This is a genomic window from Cellulomonas sp. (assembly GCF_965229465.1).
Classification (GTDB): domain Bacteria; phylum Actinomycetota; class Actinomycetes; order Actinomycetales; family Cellulomonadaceae; genus Cellulomonas.
Genome location: NZ_OZ245882.1, coordinates 3,626,746 through 3,647,010, shown reverse-complemented (window position 1 = coordinate 3,647,010; position 20,265 = coordinate 3,626,746). Strand labels below are relative to the sequence as shown.

Below are 20,265 nucleotides of genomic sequence, written 5' to 3'. Positions count from 1 at the left end.
GGGTACGTCACCGGCATGTGCCGGGACCAGGTGCAGGGTGCGGGCGGCGGCTGTGCTCATCCGAGGGCTCATCCGAGGGCTCATCCGAACAGACCGCTCACCCACGACGTGATGTCGTCGATGCGGGCGCCCGAGAGGCCGATCAAGGTCTGGCCCGCCGCGGTCGACGCCAGCGCCACGCCGAGGGCGAGGAGTCCGGCGAGGACCAGGAGCGTCAGCTGGAGGTTGGAGATCCGGTTCCGGTAGAGCCGCGAGACGCCCTTGGCGTCGACGAGCTTGCTGCCGACGCGCAGGCGCGTGAGGAACGTGCTCGCCATGCCGGAGCGGCCCTTGTCGAGGAACTCGACGAGCGTGGCGTGCGTCCCGACCGCGACGATCAGCTCGGCGCCCTTGTCGTCGGCGAGCAGCATGGCGACGTCCTCGCTGGTCCCGGTGGCGGGGAACACGACGTGCTTGACGTCGAGCTGCTCCACGCGGGCGAGCCCCGGCGCGCGACCGTCACGGTAGGCGTGCACCACGACCTCCGCGCCGCACATCAGGGCACGGTCGGACACGGAGTCCATGTCGCCGACGATCAGGTCCGGCTTCCAGCCGGCGTCGAGGATCGCGTCCGCTCCCCCGTCGACGCCGATGAGTACCGGCCGGTACTCGCGGATGTAGGGCCGCAGCGTGACCAGGTCTTCCTTGTAGTGGTAGCCGCGGACCACGATGAGCACCTGCCGACCGTCGATCACGGTCGAGATGTCGGGCACACCGACCCCGTCGAGGAGCAGGTCCCGCTCGCGGCGCAGGTAGTCCATGGTGTTCGCGGCGAACGACTCCAGCTGCACGGAGAGGCCGGCGCGGGCCTCCTCCATCGCGACCGCGACCGTCGCCTCGGTCTGGAGGACCCCTTCCGCGACGAGCGTCTCACCGTCGTAGACGGCACCGTCCACCACGCGGAGCCGATGACCCTCGGTGAGGGACATGACGTCCGCCCCGAGATCGTCGATCAGCGGGATCCCGGCCTCGATGAGGATCTCGGGGCCGAGGTTGGGATAGCGGCCCGACGTCGAGCGGGCGGCGTTGAGCACAGCGGCCGGCTGGCACGCCACCAGGGCCTCGGCGGAGACGCGGTCGAGGTCCAGGTGGTCGATGACCGCGATGTCACCGGGGCGCAGACGCTTGGTCAGCCCCTTGGTCCGGGGGTCGACACGTGCCGGACCGGCGACGACGCCGGCTTCGGGCAGGGCGGTGCGCTTGCGCAGGGAGGCTCTCATCGCCGCTCATCGTCCCACGGACGAGAGCTCGAGCAGTTCTGCGGCGTGCGTCCGCGCGGCGTGCGAGTCCTCCTGACCGGACAGCATGCGGGCGAGCTCGCGTACGCGGTCGTCCTGCGTGACCAAGCGCACGTCCGACTCGGTGACGACGTCGACCCCGTCGGCGGTCGACTTGGTGACCACCAGGTGCCGGTCCGCGAACGCCGCGACCTGCGCGAGGTGGGTGACGACGAGCACCTGGCTGCCCTGCGCGAGGGACGACAGCCGCCGTCCGACCTCCACCGCGGCACGGCCGCCGACGCCCGCGTCGACCTCGTCGAACACGAACGTCCCGGGCCGCGTGGCGCCCGGCGCGGTGGCCAGCGCGACCTCGATGGCCAGCATGACGCGGGAGAGCTCGCCACCGGACGCCCCCTTGCCGAGCGCCCGGGCCGGCGCACCCGCGTGCGGCACCAGCAGCATCTCGACCCGGTCGGCGCCGTGCGGGCCAGGCTCGTCGGCCGGATCGACGACGACGCGCAGCTCGGCTCCGCCCATCGCCAGGCCCGCCAGCTCCTCGGACACCACCGTCGACAGCCGCTCGGCGCCGCCCCGTCGACCGCTCGTCAGCTGTTCCGCGAGCGTCTCCAGCTCGGCGTCGAGGCGAGCACGCTCCTCCCGCAGCTCGTCGATCCGCCCCTCACCGCCGTCGAGGTCCAGCAGGCGTCGGCCGGCCGTGTCCGCCCAGGCCAGCACCTCGGCGATCGTCGACCCGTAGCTCCGGGTCAGGCTGCCGAGCTCCGCGCGACGACGCTGGGCGGCCTCGAGCCGCAACGGGTCGGCCTGGAGGTCCTCCAGGTAGGCGGCGAGGTCGGTCGAGACGTCGGCGAGCAGATAGCCCGCCTCGGCGATGCGGGTGGCGAGCGCGGCGAGCGCGGGGTCGTGGCCGCCCTCGTGCTCGAGGAGCCGGCGCGCGAGCTCGATGGTGCCGACGGCAGCGGACCCGTCGGCCCCGTCGTCCTCGCCGACGAGCGCCGTGTGCGCGCCCGCGGCGGCGGTCCGCAGGTCCTCCGCGTGCGAGAGCCGCTCGACCTCGTCGGCCAGCGTCACGTCCTCGTCCGGCTGCGGGTCCACCCGCTCCACCTCGGCCAGCCCGAGGCGCAGGAGCTCCGCCTCGCGGGTGCGGTCCCGCGCGCGGTCGACGAGGTCGGTGAGCTCCGCATCCACCCGCGCACGCTGCGCCCAGGCGCCGCGATAGCTCGCGAGCAGCTCACGGTGAGCCGCACCGACGAACTCGTCGAGCGCCTCGCGCTGCACGGCGGGCGAGCGCAGCCGGGCCTGGTCGGCCTGCCCGTGCACCGTCACCAGCTCGTCCGCGAGCTCCGCCAGCAGCCCCTGGGGCACCGACCGTCCGCCCACGTACGCGCGTGACCGCCCCGTGGTCCCGTCCGAGCCCGCGCCGACCGTCCGCAGCAGGACCAGGCTGCCGTCGTCGTCCAGGTCGGCGCCCGCCTCGGCGGCTCGCGCGAGCGCGGGCGCGCCCGGGTCCAGCACCACCCGTCCCTCGACGGACGCGGCCGCCGACCCGACCCGCACGGTGGCCGGGTCCGCCTTGCCACCGAGCAGGAGGTTGAGCGCCGTCAGCACCATCGTCTTGCCCGCACCCGTCTCGCCCGTGAGCACGGTGAGGCCGGGACCGAGCTCGACGTGCGCACGGCCGATCACCCCGAGGTTCTCGATCCGGATCTCCTCGATCACGGCCGCACCTCCGGGTGGATCGAGCGCGTGGGCCGGGGTGCGCTGGGCCGCCCGCGCCAGCCGTCGACCGGCAGGCCGAACTTGTTCACGAGCCGGGTGGTGAACGGCGCAGGGGTCAGCCGAGCCAGGCGCACCGGGACGTCGCTGCGGGTCACCTCGACGCGTGAGCCCTGCGGCACCTCGAGCCGACGACGCCCGTCGAGCGTGACCAACCCCGCCGCGGGCGACCGTTCCAGGACCTCGATCGCGAGCGTGCTCCGCGGCCCGACGACCAACGGGCGGGCGAAGAGCGCGTGCGCGGAGATAGGCACCAGGATCATGCCGTCCACGTCCGGCCACACCACGGGCCCGCCGGCGGAGAACGCGTGCGCGGTGGAGCCGGTGGCGGTCGCGGCGACGATCCCGTCGCAGCCGAAGGACGACAACGGGTGGCCGTCCACCTCGAGGAGCACCTCGAGCATGCGCGAGCGGTCGACCTTCTCGAGCGCCGCCTCGTTGAGCGCCCACCCGGTGCCGGTGCTGCCGTCGGGACGGAGCACCCGCACGTCCAGGGTGCCGCGCTCCTCGACGTCGAACTCGCCCGCGGTCAGCCGGCGCACCGCCTCGCCGACGTCCTCGCGCTCGCTCTCGGCGAGGAACCCGACGTGCCCGAGGTTCACCCCGAGCAGGGGCACGGACGTCCCGCGCGTGAGCTCCGCGGCCCGCAGGATCGTGCCGTCGCCCCCGAGCACGACCGCCAGCTCGAACGGGGGCAGGCTGTCGGCGTCGGCGTCCTCGGCGGCGAGCACGGGCTCGACGCCTGCGCGCTCGAGCTCGCGCACCACCTCGCGGGTGGCCGCCACGGCCTCCTCACGGCCGCCGTGGGTGACCACCAGGGCGCGCCGGGTCATCGGTCCACCTCCCCGCCCGCGAGCACCGAGGCGGTGATCCGGTCGACGGGGACCTCGACGGCACCCACGACGTCCGGACGCCGGAACCACACGAAGAACTCGACGTTGCCGCTCGGTCCCGGCAGGGGGCTGCGCACGACGTCCCGCACGGCGAGCCCGAGCTCGGCACCCGCGCGCGCGACGCCCAGGACGGCGTCGACCCACAGAGCCGGCAGACGCACCACACCGCCGGACCCGAGCCGCTCGCGCCCGACCTCGAACTGTGGCTTCACCATCAGCAGGAGATCGGCGTCGTCGCGGGCGACCTCGACGAGGGCGGGGAGCACCAGGATGAGCGAGATGAACGAGAGGTCGGCGACGACCAGCTCCGGGGCCGGGGTGACGTCACCGCGCGCCAGGGTGCGGACGTTCACGCCCTCGCGGACGTCGACCCTTGGGTCCGCGCGCAGCTCGTCGACCATCTGGTCGTGGCCGACGTCGACCGCGACGACTCCGGCGGCACCCCGGCGCAGCAGCACGTCGGTGAACCCCCCGGTGCTCGCGCCCGCGTCGAGGCAGTGTCGACCGTCGACCACCGGGCCGTCGGCGCCGAGCGCGTCGAGCGCACCCGCGAGCTTGTGCCCCGCGCGCGAGGCATACCCCGGGTCGGCGTCGTCGGACAGGACCGTCACCTCGCGCTCGTCGGTCACCTGCGCAGCGCTGCGCGAGACCTCGGAACCGTCGACGGTCACCCGGCCGGCAGCGATGAGCTCACCGGCGTGCCGACGCGACCGGGCCAGGCCGCGGCGCACGAGCTCCGTGTCGAGGCGTGTTGTCACCGCGGGTCAGCCCTCCGCGTCCGCGAGCCGGTCCTGGAGCGCGCCGTGGACCGCGTCGAACGCCGCCACGTGGGCTCGCAGGGGCTGGTCCTCGAGGCCCGCCAACGTTGACAGCGTCTCGTCGACGGCAGCATCCGCGGTCGAGTCGAACCCCGGCTCCTGTGCCGGTGTCGCGTCGGTCCCGGTCTCGCTCACTGCGCCCTCTCCTGACGTGGTCGTGTCCTGCGTCGTCCCGGCGGCGCGCCGACAGCGGCAGGCACACCCCGCCGTGCGGAGTCCGGGACCGCGCCCACGCTACCTGTCGGAGCCGACGTCGACCGGTCGCCACACACAGGCGCGACCGGTCGTCGTCACGAGCTCGCGAGGTCCGTCGCCAGCTCGGGTACCGAGCTCGCGTCGAGCTCCTCGCCGCCGTCGACGGCGGCCCACGCAGCCGCGCACGCAGCGCGGACCACGTCGACCTGGCTCTCGACGGACGTGTCGGCGGTCCGGCCGAGCTCGAGGCGCCCGTCGACCACCCGCGCCGACGCGTCCCGCACGGTCCACCAGCCCTCCGCGGCCTGGCGGGGCTCCGGGTGCGCGACGAGCAACGAGCGCAGGTCCGCGCCGATGAGGTGCGGCCGCTCCCCCGGCACCGCGAGCACGTCGTCGCGCGCCGAGCTCACGCCGGTCAGCACGTGCAGCCCGATGTAGCCGCCAGCACGCGCACCGCCCAGGTCCGTGTCGAGCCGGTCGCCGATCACCAGCGTCTCGCGCGCGCCGACCCGCTCCACGGCCATCTGGTACATCGTCGGCGACGGCTTGCCCGCGCTGTCCGGCACCACGCCCGTCGCCGCCTGCACGGCGCCGACGAGCGATCCGTTCCCCGGCGCGAAGCCCCGGGCCGTCGGCAGGCTCAGGTCGAGGTTCGACGCCACGTGCCACGCACCGCGACCGACGGCATAGGCCGCCTCCGCGAGCTGCGGCCAGCCCACCTCCGGCGAGAAGCCCTGCGCGACCGCCGCGGGCTCGTCGTCGGCGGAGTGCACGACCTCGTACCCGGCCAGGCGCACGGCCGTGACCAGCCCGGCGCCGCCCACGACCAGCACCTTCGACCCGCGCGGCAGCCGCGTCCGCAGCAGCTGCGCGGCCGCCTGTGCGGCGGTCATCACCTCGGAGGCGTGCGTGACGATCCCGAGGTCCGTGAGCTGGTCCGCGACCGACTCGGGCTCGCGCGACGCGTTGTTGGTGACGAACACCAGCCGCATCCCGCGCTCCCGCGCCGCAGTCAGCCCTTCGGCCGCACCGTCGATCGGCTCGTGACCGCGGTAGGCCACGCCGTCCAGGTCGACGAGCGCGAGGTCGAACCGGTCCGCGAGCGGCGTGTCCGAGCCGATGAGCCCGGCCGTCACCGACCGCCCTCCGCCTCGTCCGACTCCTGACCACCCAGCAGGTTCTCCGGCTCGTCGGGCGTCCGATCGCCCTGCGCGTCGACAGATCCGTCCGGCGTCTCCTCCTGCGATCCGGCGGCCTCGTCGACGGACGGCTCGGAGTCGTCGGAGGTGTCGTCTACCTCGGGCGACGCCTCGTGGACCTCGCCGACGGCGACATCGGTCACCTCGTCGTTCGCGTCTGGCTCCGCGCCCTCGTCGTCTGCTTCGTCTCCGTCGTCCTCGGCCGAGGCGGAGTCGTCGACAACGGTGGCCGCGTCGAACGCGCCCTCGTCGTACTCGCCGTCCTCGTCGAACTCGCTGAGGTCGAACGAGACCACCTCGTCCTCCACCTCGACATCGCCTGCGGCCTCGTCGAGCTGCTCCTGCGTGTAGGGGGCGAGCTCGGCAGCAGCCTCGTCGGTGCGCCCGGCTGCCTCGAGAGCGGTCGCCCGCGCCTGAGCCACCCGCACGGCGACCAGGCCGGTCGCCGCCCGCACCGCCGCGGTCGAGAGCGCCGCCACGGCAGCGTCGGCCTGCTCGAGGTCCAACCGCGCGCCGCTGACGACGATCGCCAGCTCGATGCTCGACTCGGCGTCGAGCGTGTCGGCCTCCGGCTCCTGCGCCAGGGCCAGCGCCCGCTCGGGCCTGCCCAGACCACGCTCGCAGTCCGCCATGATCGCCAGGTGCTCCGAGGACCCGTTGAGCCGGCGCACCGTCCGCAGCTCACGCAGCGCCTCGGCATACCGGCCGGTCCGGTAAGCAGCCAGTCCGGCGGCCTCCCGCACGACGTCGACGCGACCCGCACGACGGACCGCAGCCTGCGCGTGCTCGTACGCCAGCTCCGGCTCGGTGTCGAGAAGCCGGCCGACCATCACCAGGTGACGACCGACGCCGTCCGCGTTGTCCTTGCTCAGCGTGCGCAGCCGACCGCGGACCGCGCGGTCCAGGTCGCTGAACACGACCTCGTCCGGGATCTCGGGCGCGACGACACGCTCTTCCTGGGGAGGACGCGTGAGACGACGGTCGTCGCCGCCATCCCGACGCTCGGCGCCGGCGTGCGGCGCGGAGCGGTCGTCCCGAGACGGTCGACCGCCCGGACCGCGACGGTCGCCCGTCGCCGGCCGGTCGGCTCGGTTGCCGGCTGCGGGCGGGCGGGACGAGGACGTGCGCTGCGGACGGTCGCCGGTGGGGCGCCCGCTGCGGTCCTCGTAGGAGGGGCGCTGACCGGACGACGCCGGACGGTCCCCAGAAGGTCGCCGGTCGGAACCGCTGCGCTCACCGGACGAACGACCGTCGCGAGCATCCGGACGCCCACCCCCGGAACCATCACCGTAGGAGGGACGGTCACCCGAGGGACGCCCACCACCGGACCGGTCACCGTACGAAGGCCGGTCATTGTCGGGGCGCTGACCGTAGGACGGCCGGTCACCCGAGGGACGGTCACCGTAGGAGGGACGGTCACCCGAAGGACGCTGGCCGTAGGACGGGCGGTCACCGGAGGGACGCCCACCACCGGAACGGTCACCGTACGAGGGACGGTCACCCGACGGACGCCCACCACCAGAGCGGTCACCGTAGGACGGCCGGTCACCCGAAGGAGGCTGACCGTACGACGGCCGGTCACCCGACGGACGGCCGCCACCGGAGCGGTCGCCGTAGGAGGGTCGGTCACCCGAAGGACGCTGACCGTACGACGGCCGGTCACCCGACGGACGGCCGCCACCGGAGCGGTCGCCGTAGGAGGGCCGATCACCCGAAGGGCGCTGGCCGTAGGACGGACGCTCACCAGAGGGACGCCCGCCACCAGAACGATCACCGTACGAGGGACGGTCACCGGACGGACGCCCACCACCGGAACGGTCACCGTAGGAAGGTCGGTCACCCGACGGACGCTGGCCGTAGGACGGGCGCTCACCCGAGGGACGGCCGCCACCGGAACGGTCACCGTAGGAAGGTCGGTCACCCGAGGGACGTCCACCACCGGAACGGTCACCGTAGGAAGGTCGGTCACCCGAGGGACGTCCACCACCGGAACGGTCACCGTAGGAAGGTCGGTCACCCGAAGGACGCTGACCATAGGACGGGCGGTCACCCGACGGGCGCTGACCGTACGAGGGACGGTCGCCACCGGACGGTCGGCTTCCGTACGACGGTCGATCGCCCGAGGGCCGCTGGCCGTAGGACGGCCGGTCGCCAGAGGGACGGCTGCCACCGGAACGGTCGCCGTAGGAGGGTCGGTCACCGGAAGGCCGGTTGCCATAGGACGGCCGATCGCCCCCGCGGGAGTCACCGGCACGGCCGCCGGACGTCGGACGGAACCCCCGGTCGTCGCCGGCCGGACGCCCTGCGGACGACGGGCGGTAGCCCCGGTCTGCGCCGGAGCCGGATGTGGACCGGTCACCGCCGGAGCGGCTCGCGCCGCGCGGAGCACCGCCCGAGGTCGGACGAGCACCACCGTAAGAACCACCGCCGTAGGAACCACCACCGGAGGAACCGCCGCTGCGTGCGGACGACCCGCCACGGGGCGCACCGCTCCCGCCCCGCGACGTACGCGGGCCTCGCGCCGAGCTGGTGCGTCCGCTGTCGGGTCGACCGCGGTTGGCTCCACCCGACCGACCCCGGTCGTCAGGTGTGCCCTCGGCACGATTCTCGCTGTTCATCTGTGTGCTCTCCTCGTCGCGATCGACCGCCCCATCGTCTCATCCCCTGCTCCGGACGCCGAACGGCGGCCGACTGGGCCGCGCCGAATTGGCCGAGCGGGGACGACACTGCGGTGAAACATGGTGATCAATACGCCCGACGTCGCGCGCACAGAACATTCTCCTGGAAACAGAAGAAGCCACCCCCGTAGGGGTGGCTTCTCCTGAATGATGTCCGGCGGCGTCCTACTCTCCCACACCCTGGCGAGTGCAGTACCATCGGCGCTGAAGGGCTTAGCTTCCGGGTTCGGAATGGGACCGGGCGTTTCCCCTTCGCTATGACCGCCGTAACGCTGTCGAGTTGTCAAACGGGTTCCCGTTCGTCTCTCGGGAACCGCACAGTGGACGCGTAGCACAACAATTGAATGTGTGATGAAGTTGTCGGCTTATTAGTACCGGTCAGCTGCGAGGGTCGTTAGTCCCCTCTTCCACATCCGGCCTATCTACCCAGTGGTCTAGCTGGGAGCCTCTCACCCCTCAAGGGGGCATGGAAACCTCATCTTGAAGCAGGCTTCCCGCTTAGATGCTTTCAGCGGTTATCCCTTCCGAACGTAGCTAACCAGCCGTGCTCCTGGCGGAACAACTGGCACACCAGAGGTTCGTCCGTCCCGGTCCTCTCGTACTAGGGACAGCCCTTCTCAAGTTTCCTGCGCGCGCAGCGGATAGGGACCGAACTGTCTCACGACGTTCTAAACCCAGCTCGCGTACCGCTTTAATGGGCGAACAGCCCAACCCTTGGGACCTACTCCAGCCCCAGGATGCGACGAGCCGACATCGAGGTGCCAAACCATGCCGTCGATATGGACTCTTGGGCAAGATCAGCCTGTTATCCCCGGGGTACCTTTTATCCGTTGAGCGACGGCGCTTCCACAAGCCACCGCCGGATCACTAGTTCCGACTTTCGTCCCTGCTCGACCTGTCAGTCTCACAGTCAAGCTCCCTTGTGCACTTGCACTCGCCACCTGATTGCCAACCAGGCTGAGGGAACCTTTGAGCGCCTCCGTTACATTTTAGGAGGCAACCGCCCCAGTTAAACTACCCATCAGGCACTGTCCCTGATCCGGATCACGGACCGAGGTTAGATATCCAGAGCGACCAGAGTGGTATTTCAACGTTGACTCCACCGACACTGGCGTGCCGGCTTCACAGTCTCCCACCTATCCTACACAAGCCGCACCGAACACCAATACCAAACTATAGTAAAGGTCCCGGGGTCTTTCCGTCCTGCTGCGCGTAACGAGCATCTTTACTCGTAGTGCAATTTCGCCGAGTTCGCGGTTGAGACAGCGGAGAAGTCGTTACGCCATTCGTGCAGGTCGGAACTTACCCGACAAGGAATTTCGCTACCTTAGGATGGTTATAGTTACCACCGCCGTTTACTGGGGCTTAAATTCTGAGCTTCGCCTTGCGGCTGACCCGTCCTCTTAACCTTCCAGCACCGGGCAGGCGTCAGTCCGTATACATCGTCTTGCGACTTCGCACGGACCTGTGTTTTTAGTAAACAGTCGCTTCTCCCTGGTCTCTGCGGCCCTTCACGCTCCCCGAGCAAGTCGGTTCACGCTTCAGGCCCCCCTTCTCCCGAAGTTACGGGGGCATTTTGCCGAGTTCCTTAACCACGATTCTCTCGATCGCCTTGGTATTCTCTACCTGATCACCTGAGTCGGTTTGGGGTACGGGCGGCTAGAACCTCGCGTCGAGGCTTTTCTTGGCAGCATAGGATCACCAGATTCCCGCATTCGCGGTCACCGTCAGCTCTCAGGCTATATGAGGTGCGGATTTGCCTACACCTCGCCCTACGACCTTGGACGTGGACTACCATCGCCACGCTTGGCTACCTTCCTGCGTCACCCCTGTTAATACGCTTACCTACTACCGGTTCGGGTCACGCGCTCCACGCCACGGTGTCCCCGAAGGGACGATGTGACGTCTCGGGCGTTTAGCATCACCGGGCTCGGTATGGGCGGTTCTTCGCCGGTACGGGAATATCAACCCGTTGTCCATCGACTACGCCTGTCGGCCTCGCCTTAGGTCCCGACTTACCCAGGGCGGATTAGCCTGGCCCTGGAACCCTTGATCATTCGGCGGACGGGTTTCTCACCCGTCATTCGCTACTCATGCCTGCATTCTCACTCGTGTGGGCTCCACCGCTGGGTTCCCCCGCGACTTCACTGCCCACACGACGCTCCCCTACCCATCCACACGCCTGAACACACCCGAAGGTGCGCTGAGCTGATATGTGAATGCCACAGCTTCGGCGGTATACTTGAGCCCCGCTACATTGTCGGCGCGGAATCACTTGACCAGTGAGCTATTACGCACTCTTTCAAGGGTGGCTGCTTCTAAGCCAACCTCCTGGTTGTCTGTGCAACTCCACATCCTTTCCCACTTAGCATACGCTTAGGGGCCTTAGCTGGTGGTCTGGGCTGTTTCCCTCTCGACTACGGAGCTTATCCCCCGCAGTCTCACTGCCACGCTCTGGCTTACCGGCATTCGGAGTTTGGCTAACGTCAGTAACCTGGTGGGGCCCATCGGCTATCCAGTAGCTCTACCTCCGGCAAGAAACACGTGACGCTGCACCTAAATGCATTTCGGGGAGAACCAGCTATCACGGAGTTTGATTGGCCTTTCACCCCTAACCACAGGTCATCCCCCAGGTTTTCAACCCTGGTGGGTTCGGTCCTCCACGCGGTCTTACCCGCGCTTCAACCTGCCCATGGCTAGATCACTCCGCTTCGGGTCTAGAGCACGCGACTGAGACGCCCTATTCGGACTCGCTTTCGCTACGGCTTCCCCACACGGGTTAACCTCGCCACGTACCACTAACTCGCAGGCTCATTCTTCAAAAGGCACGCTGTCACCCCTGCTAGGGAGGCTCCAACGGATTGTAGGCACACGGTTTCAGGTACTATTTCACTCCCCTCCCGGGGTACTTTTCACCTTTCCCTCACGGTACTTGTCCGCTATCGGTCACTAGGTAGTATTTAGGCTTACACAGTGGTCTGTGCAGATTCACTCCAGGTTTCTCGGGCCCGGAGCTACTTGGGATCCCCTTCGGGAGGCCACGCCATTTCGTCTACGGGGGTCACACCCTCTGTGCCGGGCCTTTCAATGCCCTTCGACTATGACGCGACTTTCTGACTCCCTGTCGGATCGGCAGATCCAACGGAAAGGTCCCACAACCCCGTGCACGCAACGCCTGCCGGCTTGAACACGTACACGGTTTGGCCTGATCCGCTTTCGCTCGCCACTACTCACGGAATATCTCTTCCTGGCGGTACTGAGATGTTTCACTTCCCGCCGTTCCCTCCACACACCCTATATATTCAGGTGCGGGTCACACGACATGACTCGTGCGGGGTTTCCCCATTCGGACATCCTCGGATCACGGTTCGTTTGCCAACTCCCCGAGGCTTATCGCAGGCTACAACGTCCTTCTTCGGCTCCTAGTGCCAAGGCATCCACCCTGTGCCCTTATAAACTTGACCACAAAATCATTCAATAAAGATGCTCGCGTCCACTGTGCAGTTCTCAAGCTACGACCGGGAAACCGGCACCCTCACCCCAGCGCCTACCCACCACACACAACCCGTTCCCAGGTCCGTGCGATGGGTGGTTCGTCTGAGCGGTACCAGCCCGCAGCCACCCGCACCCACCCCACACCCTCAGGCGCAGACCGCGTGCGTAGCGACCCTGAACGAACAACCTTCCGGCTGTTCCCTCAGGACCCAACAGCGTGCCCAGCCAACCCCTCACCAGCAACGATCCGTTCCCACCCAGAACCCCCGAAGAGGCCTGGCGTACTAGGTCGCCACCAGCTCATGAGCCGGCCACAGTCGATGTTCCACCCTCGAGCACCGTCCCCCACTCGTTCGGCAGGGACAACGGGCCTGGACACCCTCCACCCCCCATGACAGGAGATGTGGCTGCCAGATGCTCCTTAGAAAGGAGGTGATCCAGCCGCACCTTCCGGTACGGCTACCTTGTTACGACTTAGTCCCAATCGCCAGTCCCACCTTCGACAGCTCCCTCTCTTACGAGTTGGGCCACCGGCTTCGGGTGTTACCGACTTTCGTGACTTGACGGGCGGTGTGTACAAGGCCCGGGAACGTATTCACCGCAGCGTTGCTGATCTGCGATTACTAGCGACTCCGACTTCATGGGGTCGAGTTGCAGACCCCAATCCGAACTGAGACCAGCTTTTTGGGATTCGCTCCACCTCGCGGTATCGCAGCCCTTTGTACTGGCCATTGTAGCATGCGTGAAGCCCAAGACATAAGGGGCATGATGATTTGACGTCATCCCCACCTTCCTCCGAGTTGACCCCGGCAGTCTCCCATGAGTCCCCGGCATAACCCGCTGGCAACATGGGACGAGGGTTGCGCTCGTTGCGGGACTTAACCCAACATCTCACGACACGAGCTGACGACAACCATGCACCACCTGTACACCGACCTTGCGGGGCAACCATCTCTGGAAGTTTCCGGTGTATGTCAAGCCTTGGTAAGGTTCTTCGCGTTGCATCGAATTAATCCGCATGCTCCGCCGCTTGTGCGGGCCCCCGTCAATTTCTTTGAGTTTTAGCCTTGCGGCCGTACTCCCCAGGCGGGGCACTTAATGCGTTTGCTGCGGCACGGAACTCGTGGAATGAGCCCCACACCTAGTGCCCAACGTTTACGGCATGGACTACCAGGGTATCTAATCCTGTTCGCTCCCCATGCTTTCGCTCCTCAGCGTCAGTTGCGGCCCAGTGACCTGCCTTCGCCATCGGTGTTCCTCCTGATATCTGCGCATTCCACCGCTACACCAGGAATTCCAGTCACCCCTACCGCACTCTAGTCTGCCCGTACCCACTGCAAGCCCAAGGTTGAGCCTTAGGTTTTCACAGCAGACGCGACAAACCGCCTACGAGCTCTTTACGCCCAATAATTCCGGACAACGCTTGCGCCCTACGTATTACCGCGGCTGCTGGCACGTAGTTAGCCGGCGCTTCTTCTGCAGGTACCGTCACTTTCGCTTCTTCCCTGCTGAAAGAGGTTTACAACCCGAAGGCCGTCATCCCTCACGCGGCGTCGCTGCATCAGGCTTGCGCCCATTGTGCAATATTCCCCACTGCTGCCTCCCGTAGGAGTCTGGGCCGTATCTCAGTCCCAGTGTGGCCGGTCGCCCTCTCAGGCCGGCTACCCGTCGTCGCCTTGGTAGGCCACTACCCCACCAACAAGCTGATAGGCCGCGAGCCCATCCCAGACCGATAAATCTTTCCAGACACCACACATGCGCGTGTGTCTCGTATCCGGTATTAGCCATCGTTTCCCATGGTTATTCCAGAGTCTGGGGTAGGTTGCTCACGTGTTACTCACCCGTTCGCCACTGATCAGACCAGCAAGCTGGCCATCACCGTTCGACTTGCATGTGTTAAGCACGCCGCCAGCGTTCGTCCTGAGCCAGAATCAAACTCTCCGTAAATGTCTACATGGCACCCCACCACCCAAAAGCAGCAGAGCAACCGACACACGAAATGGTCCCGATAAGGACCGTTCAGATTCGGCTGAATTTTGGCACCGCCCCAACCACGGAGGTGGAAGAAAACGGCACCTATCTCAACCAAGACCCACCACCCTCCAACACCCCCACCCAAACAGGCAGAAACATCATCAGATAGCGAGCCATATGGCATCGACTATTTGGCACACTGTTGAGTTCTCAAGGAACAGACGCGCATCTCCTCGAGATCTTTCGATCTCATCCGAGAGGCTTTGTCGTTCTGAATCCTACCTGGCTTTCGGACCGCTTCCCGCCACCCGTGTGGGCAGCATCTGCGGGACGTGAGCCCGTCCCCGTCCGGTTTCGGGGCGCACGAAGCGCCTGTCAACACGTTCGGGGGTGGCCACCCTAGGGACCAGCCACCGTGGTTCGATCCGCGGTGTCCGTTCCTCCCTCTCGGGCGACATCGAGAACATTACGCGCGTGTTGCGGCGGGTGTCCAATCCCGGCCCGGTGACCCCGGTCACCAGGGTGAGCTGGGAGGACAGAAGCCCAGGTCAGACCCGCGCCGAGCCCCCGAAACCCGGTCCGGGCCGGGGGCTCGGCGCGAGCGTCACCCGTGGGCGTCGACGACCGCGAGGGTCCGCTTGCCGCGGCGGAGCACCGCCCAGCGCCCGTGCAGGAGGTCGTCCGCGGTCAGGACGGCGTCCTCGGAGGCCACCCGCGCGTTGTTGACGGAGGCGCCGCCCTCGGCGATCGCGCGACGTGCCGCCCCCTTGCTGGTGACGACGCCCGTGGCGGCGAGCAGGTCCGCGATGGAGTCACCCGCGGCACCGGGTGCCGACGGCAGCTCCGCCACGGCGGCTGCGAGCGTGGCGGCATCGAGGTCGCCGAGCGATCCGCGTCCGAACAGTGCCTGGCTCGCCGCGACCACCTGGTCCGCCGCCGCCGTCCCGTGCACGAGCGCGGTCACCTCGTACGCCAGTGCGCGCTGCGCCTCACGGGCTGCCGGCCGCTGAGCGACCGCCGCCTCGAGCTCCTCGATCTCCTCACGGGACCGGAAGCTGAACACCTTGAGGTAGCGCACGACGTCGGTGTCGTCGGCGTTGAGCCAGAACTGGAAGAACGCGTAGGGCGTGGTCAGCTCCGGGTCGAGCCAGACGGTGCCGGTCTCGGTCTTGCCGAACTTGGTGCCGTCCGCCTTGGTGATCAGCGGCGTGGTGAGCGCGTGCACTGCAACGCCCTCGGCCTTGCGGATGAGCTCGACCCCGGACAGCAGGTTGCCCCACTGGTCGCTGCCACCGGTCTGGAGGGTGATCCCGTGCCGGCGGTGCAGCTCCAGGTAGTCCATCCCCTGGAGGATCTGGTAGCTGAACTCGGTGAAGCTGATGCCCGCGTCGCTGTTCAGGCGTCGGGCCACCGTGTCCTTGGCCAGCATCGTGCCCAGGCGGTAGTGCTTGCCGATGTCGCGCAGGAAGTCGATGGCCGACAGCGGGGCCGTCCAGTCCAGGTTGTTCACCATGGTGGCCGCGTTCGGGCCGTCGAAGCGCAGCAGTGGCTCGATCTGCTTGCGGATCCTCTCGACCCAGGTCGAGACGACGTCGCGGTCGTTGAGCGTGCGCTCCCCCGCCATCTTCGGGTCGCCGATGAGGCCGGTGGCTCCGCCGACGAGCCCGAACGGCGTGTGGCCGGCGTCCTGGAGGCGGCGGACGGTGAGGATCTGGACGAGGTTGCCGATGTGCAGGCTCGGCGCCGTGGGGTCGAACCCGCAGTAGAGCGAGACGGGCCCCGCGGAGAGGGCGTCGCGAAGGGCGTCGAGGTCGGTGGTCTGGGCGATCAGCCCGCGCCACTCGAGCTCGTCGAGGATGTGGTTCACAAGGTCTCCAGAGGGATGCCCGGTCGAGGCCGGGGCAGGCAGAGGTGGGGGCGGGGATTCCAGCCGGCGTCGTCGTCCCTCACGGGACGTCTACCGACGCCGGCGCGCGATACGCCGGGCGATACGCGGAGACCGTGCGCTCGTCGGTGAGCCAGTAGCGCCACGGGAACCTCGTCCCCTCGCCGCCGGAGCCGCTGACGCCGACCCGCGGTCCGCTCTTGTGCGTGGGCTGGACGACGACCTGGTGGCGGTGCAGCACGACGTCGCCGCCCGGTTCCGTGATGTCCGCGCCGTTGGCGCTCAGGTCGAGGCCGAGCGCGACAGCGAGCCGGGCCGGACCGCGGGCCAGCTGACGCTCCGAGTCGACGACACCGACGGCCTCGCGGCGCCGCCATGCGAGATCGGTGCCCTCGACGATCTCGCCCGCGCGCAGCAGCACAGCGGCCGGACGGCCGGTGGGCTCGGCGACGACGTTGAGGCAGTGGTGCAGGCCGAGGTGGCGGTAGACGTACAGGCGACCCGGCTCGGCGAACATCACCGCGTTGCGGGACGTCCGGCCGCGGAACGCGTGGGAGCCCGGGTCGTCGGCGCCGCCGTAGGCCTCGACCTCGGTGATCCGCAGCGTCACGTCACCCTCGGGCGACCGGGAGGTGACGTAGGCGCCCAGCAGGTCGCGCGCCACCGCGTGCACCTCGCGGCTGAACCAGACGCGCGCCGGGACGGCCACGAGCGCGCGCGGGCCGGCGGCGTCCGGGGTCTCGATCGGGTGCGACGGGCTCACCCGGCCCATCTTGCCGCACGCCGCCGGTGTTCCGCCGCGTGGTCCAAGCCGCTCAGGGGACGCGCGCACCGAACGCGTCGAGCCGCACGTCCGCGCGCTCGCGCGTCCGCTCGCGCTCGAAGTGCGCGGCCTCGTCGGCCATCCACGTCTCCCATCGCTCCCGCGCGCCGGCGCCGTCGCGCGCCAGACCCCGCTCGAGGCGCAGGGTTGCCGGTGCCTCGACCCAGACCCTCAGCACGGCGAGCGGATCCACCGCGCGCCGCGCCGAGCCGCAGCCCTCGACGACGAGCAGGTCCGGCACCGCCACGTCCACCCACTCGGCGAACGCCTCGGTCCCCCAGTCGTACCGCTGGTATCGACCCGGCAGGCCACGCCGCACCGGCTCGAGGACCTGCGCCGACAGGCGGGGCCAGAGCGATCCCTCGAGACCCGACCAGCCCTCGTAGAGGTCGTCCAGGTGCAGCACGGTCGCACCGTGGTCCGCCAGCGCGGCTGCGAGGGTCGTCTTGCCCGAGCCGGCCGGGCCGTCGACCGCGATCAGCCGGACACGGCCGAGCCGAGGACGGGTCGCGAGCGCCCGCGCCGCGAGCTCGGCGGCGGTCACGACGCCCAGGTACGCAGCTCTGCCGCGCGGGCGCGAGCCCGGTCCAGCTGCTCGGCCACGCGCACCGGGGCGGTGCCGCCGTGGGACGACCGTGAGGCCAACGACCCCTCGACCGTGAGCACCGTGCGGACCTCGGGGGTCAGGTGCGGCGAGATCGCGGCGAGCTCGTCGTCGGTCAGGTCCCACAGCTCGATCGCCGGCTCGTGCGCCTCGCACGCGCGGACGCAGGCGCCCGCCACCTCGTGCGCGACCCGGAACGGGACACCGGTGCGGACGAGCCACTCGGCGATGTCGGTCGCCAGGGAGAACCCCTGCGGTGCCAGCGAGGCCAGCCGCTCGGTGTCGAACTCGAGCGTCGCGACCATGCCGGCGAACGCCGGGAGCAGGACGCTGAGCTGGTCGACCTGGTCGAACACCGGCTCCTTGTCCTCCTGGAGGTCGCGGTTGTACGCCAGCGGCAGACCCTTCAGCGTGGTCAGCAGACCCGTGAGGTCACCGATCAGGCGTCCGGCCTTGCCGCGCGCGAGCTCGGCGACGTCCGGGTTCTTCTTCTGCGGCATGATGCTCGACCCCGTGGAGTAGGCGTCGTGCAGCTTGACGAAGCCGAACTCCTTGGTCGCCCAGAGGACGACCTCCTCGGCCAGCCGGGAGACGTCGACGGCGAGCATCGCCGCCACGAAGGCGAACTCGGCGACCACGTCACGCGAGGCGGTGCCGTCGATCGAGTTCTCGACCGGCCCGGCGAAGCCCAGCTCCGCGGCGACCGCGGCCGGGTCCAGACCGAGCGACGACCCGGCGAGCGCGCCTGAGCCGTACGGCGACAGGGCGGCGCGGGCGTCCCAGTCGATCCAGCGCTCGACGTCGCGCAGCAGCGGCCACGCGTGGGCGAGCAGGTGGTGGGCGAGCAGGACCGGCTGGGCGTGCTGGAGGTGGGTGCGGCCCGGCATCGGCGCCTCGCCCGCCCGGTCGGCCTGCGCCACGAGGGCGTCGACGACGTCCAGGACCAGTGCCGCCAGGCCGCGCGACTCCTCGCGCAGGTACATCCGCACGAGCGTGGCGATCTGGTCGTTGCGGGAGCGGCCGGCGCGGAGCTTGCCACCGAGGTCTGCGCCCGCGCGGTCGATCAGCCCGCGCTCGAGGGCCGTGTGCACGTCCTCGTCCTCAAGCACCGGCAGGAAGTCGCCGCTCGCGACGTCGGCGCGCAGGCGCTCCAGGGCGTCGACCATGCCCGTCAGCTCGTCGTCGGAGAGCAGGCCCGCGCCGTGCAGGACGCGTGCGTGCGCCACCGAGCCGGAGATGTCGTGCCCGGCCAGCCGCCAGTCGAAGTGCGTCGACTGCGACAGCGCCTGGAGGGCCTCCGACGGGCCGCCGGCGAACCGACCGCCCCACAGCGAGACGTTGCCGGCCGGCTGCACCGGCCCGGCAGACGACGTGGTGAGCTCGTCAGCCACTGATCCCGCCCTGCGTGCCGAGGTCCACGCCGTTGCCGAAGCGGACGTCGCGCGCAGCGGCCAGCTTGGAGGACAAGCCGTAGATCTCGATGAACCCCTTGGCGGCCGACTGGTCGAACGAGTCGCCCGTGTCGTACGTCGCCAGGTTGAAGTCGTACAGGCTCGCGTCCGAGCGGCGGCCCGTGACGGTCGCGCGGCCGCCGTGCAGGACGATCCGCACGTCGCCGGAGACATAGCGCTGCGTGTCGTCGACGAAGACGTCGAGCGACTTCTTCAGCGGCGAGAACCACTGGCCGTCGTAGACCAGCTCCGTCCAGCGCTGCTCGACGCCGCGCTTGAAGCGCGCCTGCTCACGCTCGACGGTGACGTTCTCGAGCTCCTGGTGCGCGGCGATGAGCGCGATCGCGCCGGGGGCCTCGTAGACCTCGCGGGACTTGATGCCGACCAGGCGGTCCTCGACGATGTCGATCCGGCCGATGCCCTGGGCGCCGGCGCGGCGGTTCATCTCCTGGATCGCCTGCAGCGGCGTGACCGGGATGCCGTCGAGCGCGACCGGGATGCCGGCCTCGAACGTGATGACGACCTCGTCTGCGACCGGCGGGAACGTCGGGTCGTCGGTGTACGTGTAGACGTCCTTGGTGGGGCCGTTCCAGATGTCCTCGAGGAAGCCGGTCTCGACCGCGCGGCCCCAGACGTTCTGGTCGATCGAGAACGGGTTGTGCTTCGTCGTCTCGATCGGCAGTGCGTTGCGGGTGGCGAACTCGATGGCCTTGTCGCGGGTCAGCGCGAGGTCCCGGACCGGTGCCAGGCAGGTCAGGTCGGGCGCGAGCGACGTGATGCCGACCTCGAAGCGGACCTGGTCGTTGCCCTTGCCGGTGCAACCGTGGGCGACGGTCGTCGCGCCGAACTGCCGGGCGGCACGCACCAGGTGCTTGACGATCACCGGGCGCGACAGGGCCGACACCAGCGGGTAGCGGTCCAGGTAGAGCGCGTTGGCCTTGAGTGCCGGCATGCAGTACTCGGTCGCGAACTCGTCGCGCGCGTCGGCCACGTAGGCCTCCACGGCACCGCAGTCGAGGGCGCGCTGGCGGATCACGTTGAGGTCCTCGCCGCCCTGGCCGACGTCCACCGCCACGGCGATCACCTCGGCACCGGTGGCCTCGGCGATCCAGCCGATGCCCACGGAGGTGTCCAGGCCGCCGGAGTAGGCGAGGACGACGCGCTCAGTCATGGTTCTTCTCTCTTCGCAGGTTCTGA

The 20,265-nt window shown here is 69.1% G+C and carries 12 protein-coding genes and 3 rRNA genes; all 15 read right to left on the bottom strand.

Features of this window, described 5'->3' with window-relative positions; translation table 11 throughout:
- Window positions 1-80 precede the first annotated feature (80 nt).
- Window positions 81-1,259 carry a putative cytokinetic ring protein SteA gene (steA, locus tag ACO06A_RS17225; RefSeq protein WP_421733415.1) on the bottom strand — a complete coding sequence of 393 codons (1,179 nt, stop codon included), beginning with the start codon at window positions 1,257-1,259 and terminating at the stop codon, window positions 81-83.
- A gap of 6 nt (window positions 1,260-1,265) precedes the next feature.
- The gene (gene recN, locus ACO06A_RS17220; protein ID WP_421733414.1) at window positions 1,266-2,996 is read right to left on the bottom strand and encodes a DNA repair protein RecN; all 1,731 of its coding nucleotides are present in this window, start codon (window positions 2,994-2,996) and stop codon (window positions 1,266-1,268) included.
- Entirely contained in the window at window positions 2,993-3,886 is an 894-nt protein-coding gene (locus ACO06A_RS17215; protein ID WP_421733413.1) for an NAD kinase, read from the bottom strand. Before ACO06A_RS17215 ends, recN begins: the two co-directional genes overlap by 4 nt.
- Entirely contained in the window at window positions 3,883-4,704 is an 822-nt protein-coding gene (locus tag ACO06A_RS17210; protein WP_421733412.1) for a TlyA family RNA methyltransferase, read from the bottom strand. The genes ACO06A_RS17215 and ACO06A_RS17210 overlap by 4 nt, the downstream gene beginning before the upstream one ends.
- A gap of 6 nt (window positions 4,705-4,710) precedes the next feature.
- Window positions 4,711-4,899, bottom strand: a complete 189-nt coding sequence (locus ACO06A_RS17205; RefSeq protein ID WP_421733411.1) for a hypothetical protein — start codon at window positions 4,897-4,899, stop codon at window positions 4,711-4,713.
- Window positions 4,900-5,054: 155 nt separating this feature from the next.
- Entirely contained in the window at window positions 5,055-6,095 is a 1,041-nt protein-coding gene (locus tag ACO06A_RS17200; protein ID WP_421733410.1) for an HAD-IIA family hydrolase, read from the bottom strand.
- Complete coding sequence (locus ACO06A_RS17195) at window positions 6,092-7,075, bottom strand: hypothetical protein (protein ID WP_421733409.1); 984 nt, start codon at window positions 7,073-7,075, stop codon at window positions 6,092-6,094. Before ACO06A_RS17195 ends, ACO06A_RS17200 begins: the two co-directional genes overlap by 4 nt.
- Before the next feature lie 1,913 nt (window positions 7,076-8,988).
- Window positions 8,989-9,105 (bottom strand): 5S ribosomal RNA (gene rrf / locus ACO06A_RS17190).
- 79 nt (window positions 9,106-9,184) lie between these two features.
- Window positions 9,185-12,300 (bottom strand): 23S ribosomal RNA (locus ACO06A_RS17185).
- A 456-nt stretch (window positions 12,301-12,756) separates the two neighbouring features.
- Window positions 12,757-14,278, bottom strand: a 16S ribosomal RNA gene (locus ACO06A_RS17180).
- Together the 16S, 23S and 5S rRNA genes form the textbook arrangement of a ribosomal RNA operon.
- A gap of 631 nt (window positions 14,279-14,909) precedes the next feature.
- Entirely contained in the window at window positions 14,910-16,172 is a 1,263-nt protein-coding gene (gene tyrS, locus ACO06A_RS17175) for a tyrosine--tRNA ligase (protein ID WP_421733408.1), read from the bottom strand.
- Between the two features lie 79 nt (window positions 16,173-16,251).
- On the bottom strand, window positions 16,252-16,953 hold the full coding sequence (locus ACO06A_RS17170; RefSeq protein ID WP_421733407.1) for a DNA-3-methyladenine glycosylase: 702 nt from the start codon (window positions 16,951-16,953) through the stop codon (window positions 16,252-16,254).
- Window positions 16,954-17,005: 52 nt separating this feature from the next.
- Window positions 17,006-17,557, bottom strand: coding sequence for a uridine kinase family protein (locus ACO06A_RS17165; protein WP_421733406.1), 552 nt, complete (start codon window positions 17,555-17,557; stop codon window positions 17,006-17,008).
- Window positions 17,554-19,008: an argininosuccinate lyase gene (gene argH / locus ACO06A_RS17160; protein ID WP_421733405.1), complete on the bottom strand. Its 1,455-nt coding sequence runs from the start codon at window positions 19,006-19,008 to the stop codon at window positions 17,554-17,556. Before argH ends, ACO06A_RS17165 begins: the two co-directional genes overlap by 4 nt.
- Entirely contained in the window at window positions 19,001-20,239 is a 1,239-nt protein-coding gene (locus ACO06A_RS17155) for an argininosuccinate synthase (protein WP_421733404.1), read from the bottom strand. Before ACO06A_RS17155 ends, argH begins: the two co-directional genes overlap by 8 nt.
- Window positions 20,240-20,265 lie beyond the last annotated feature (26 nt).

Excerpts from the sequence above, each read along its gene's own strand:
- steA (WP_421733415.1), bottom strand. The coding sequence starts at position 1,259 with ATGAGAGCCTCCCTGCGCAAGCGCACCGCCCTGCCCGAAGCCGGCGTC.
- ACO06A_RS17215 (WP_421733413.1), bottom strand. The coding sequence starts at position 3,886 with ATGACCCGGCGCGCCCTGGTGGTCACCCACGGCGGCCGTGAGGAGGCC.
- ACO06A_RS17155 (WP_421733404.1), bottom strand. The coding sequence starts at position 20,239 with ATGACTGAGCGCGTCGTCCTCGCCTACTCCGGCGGCCTGGACACCTCC.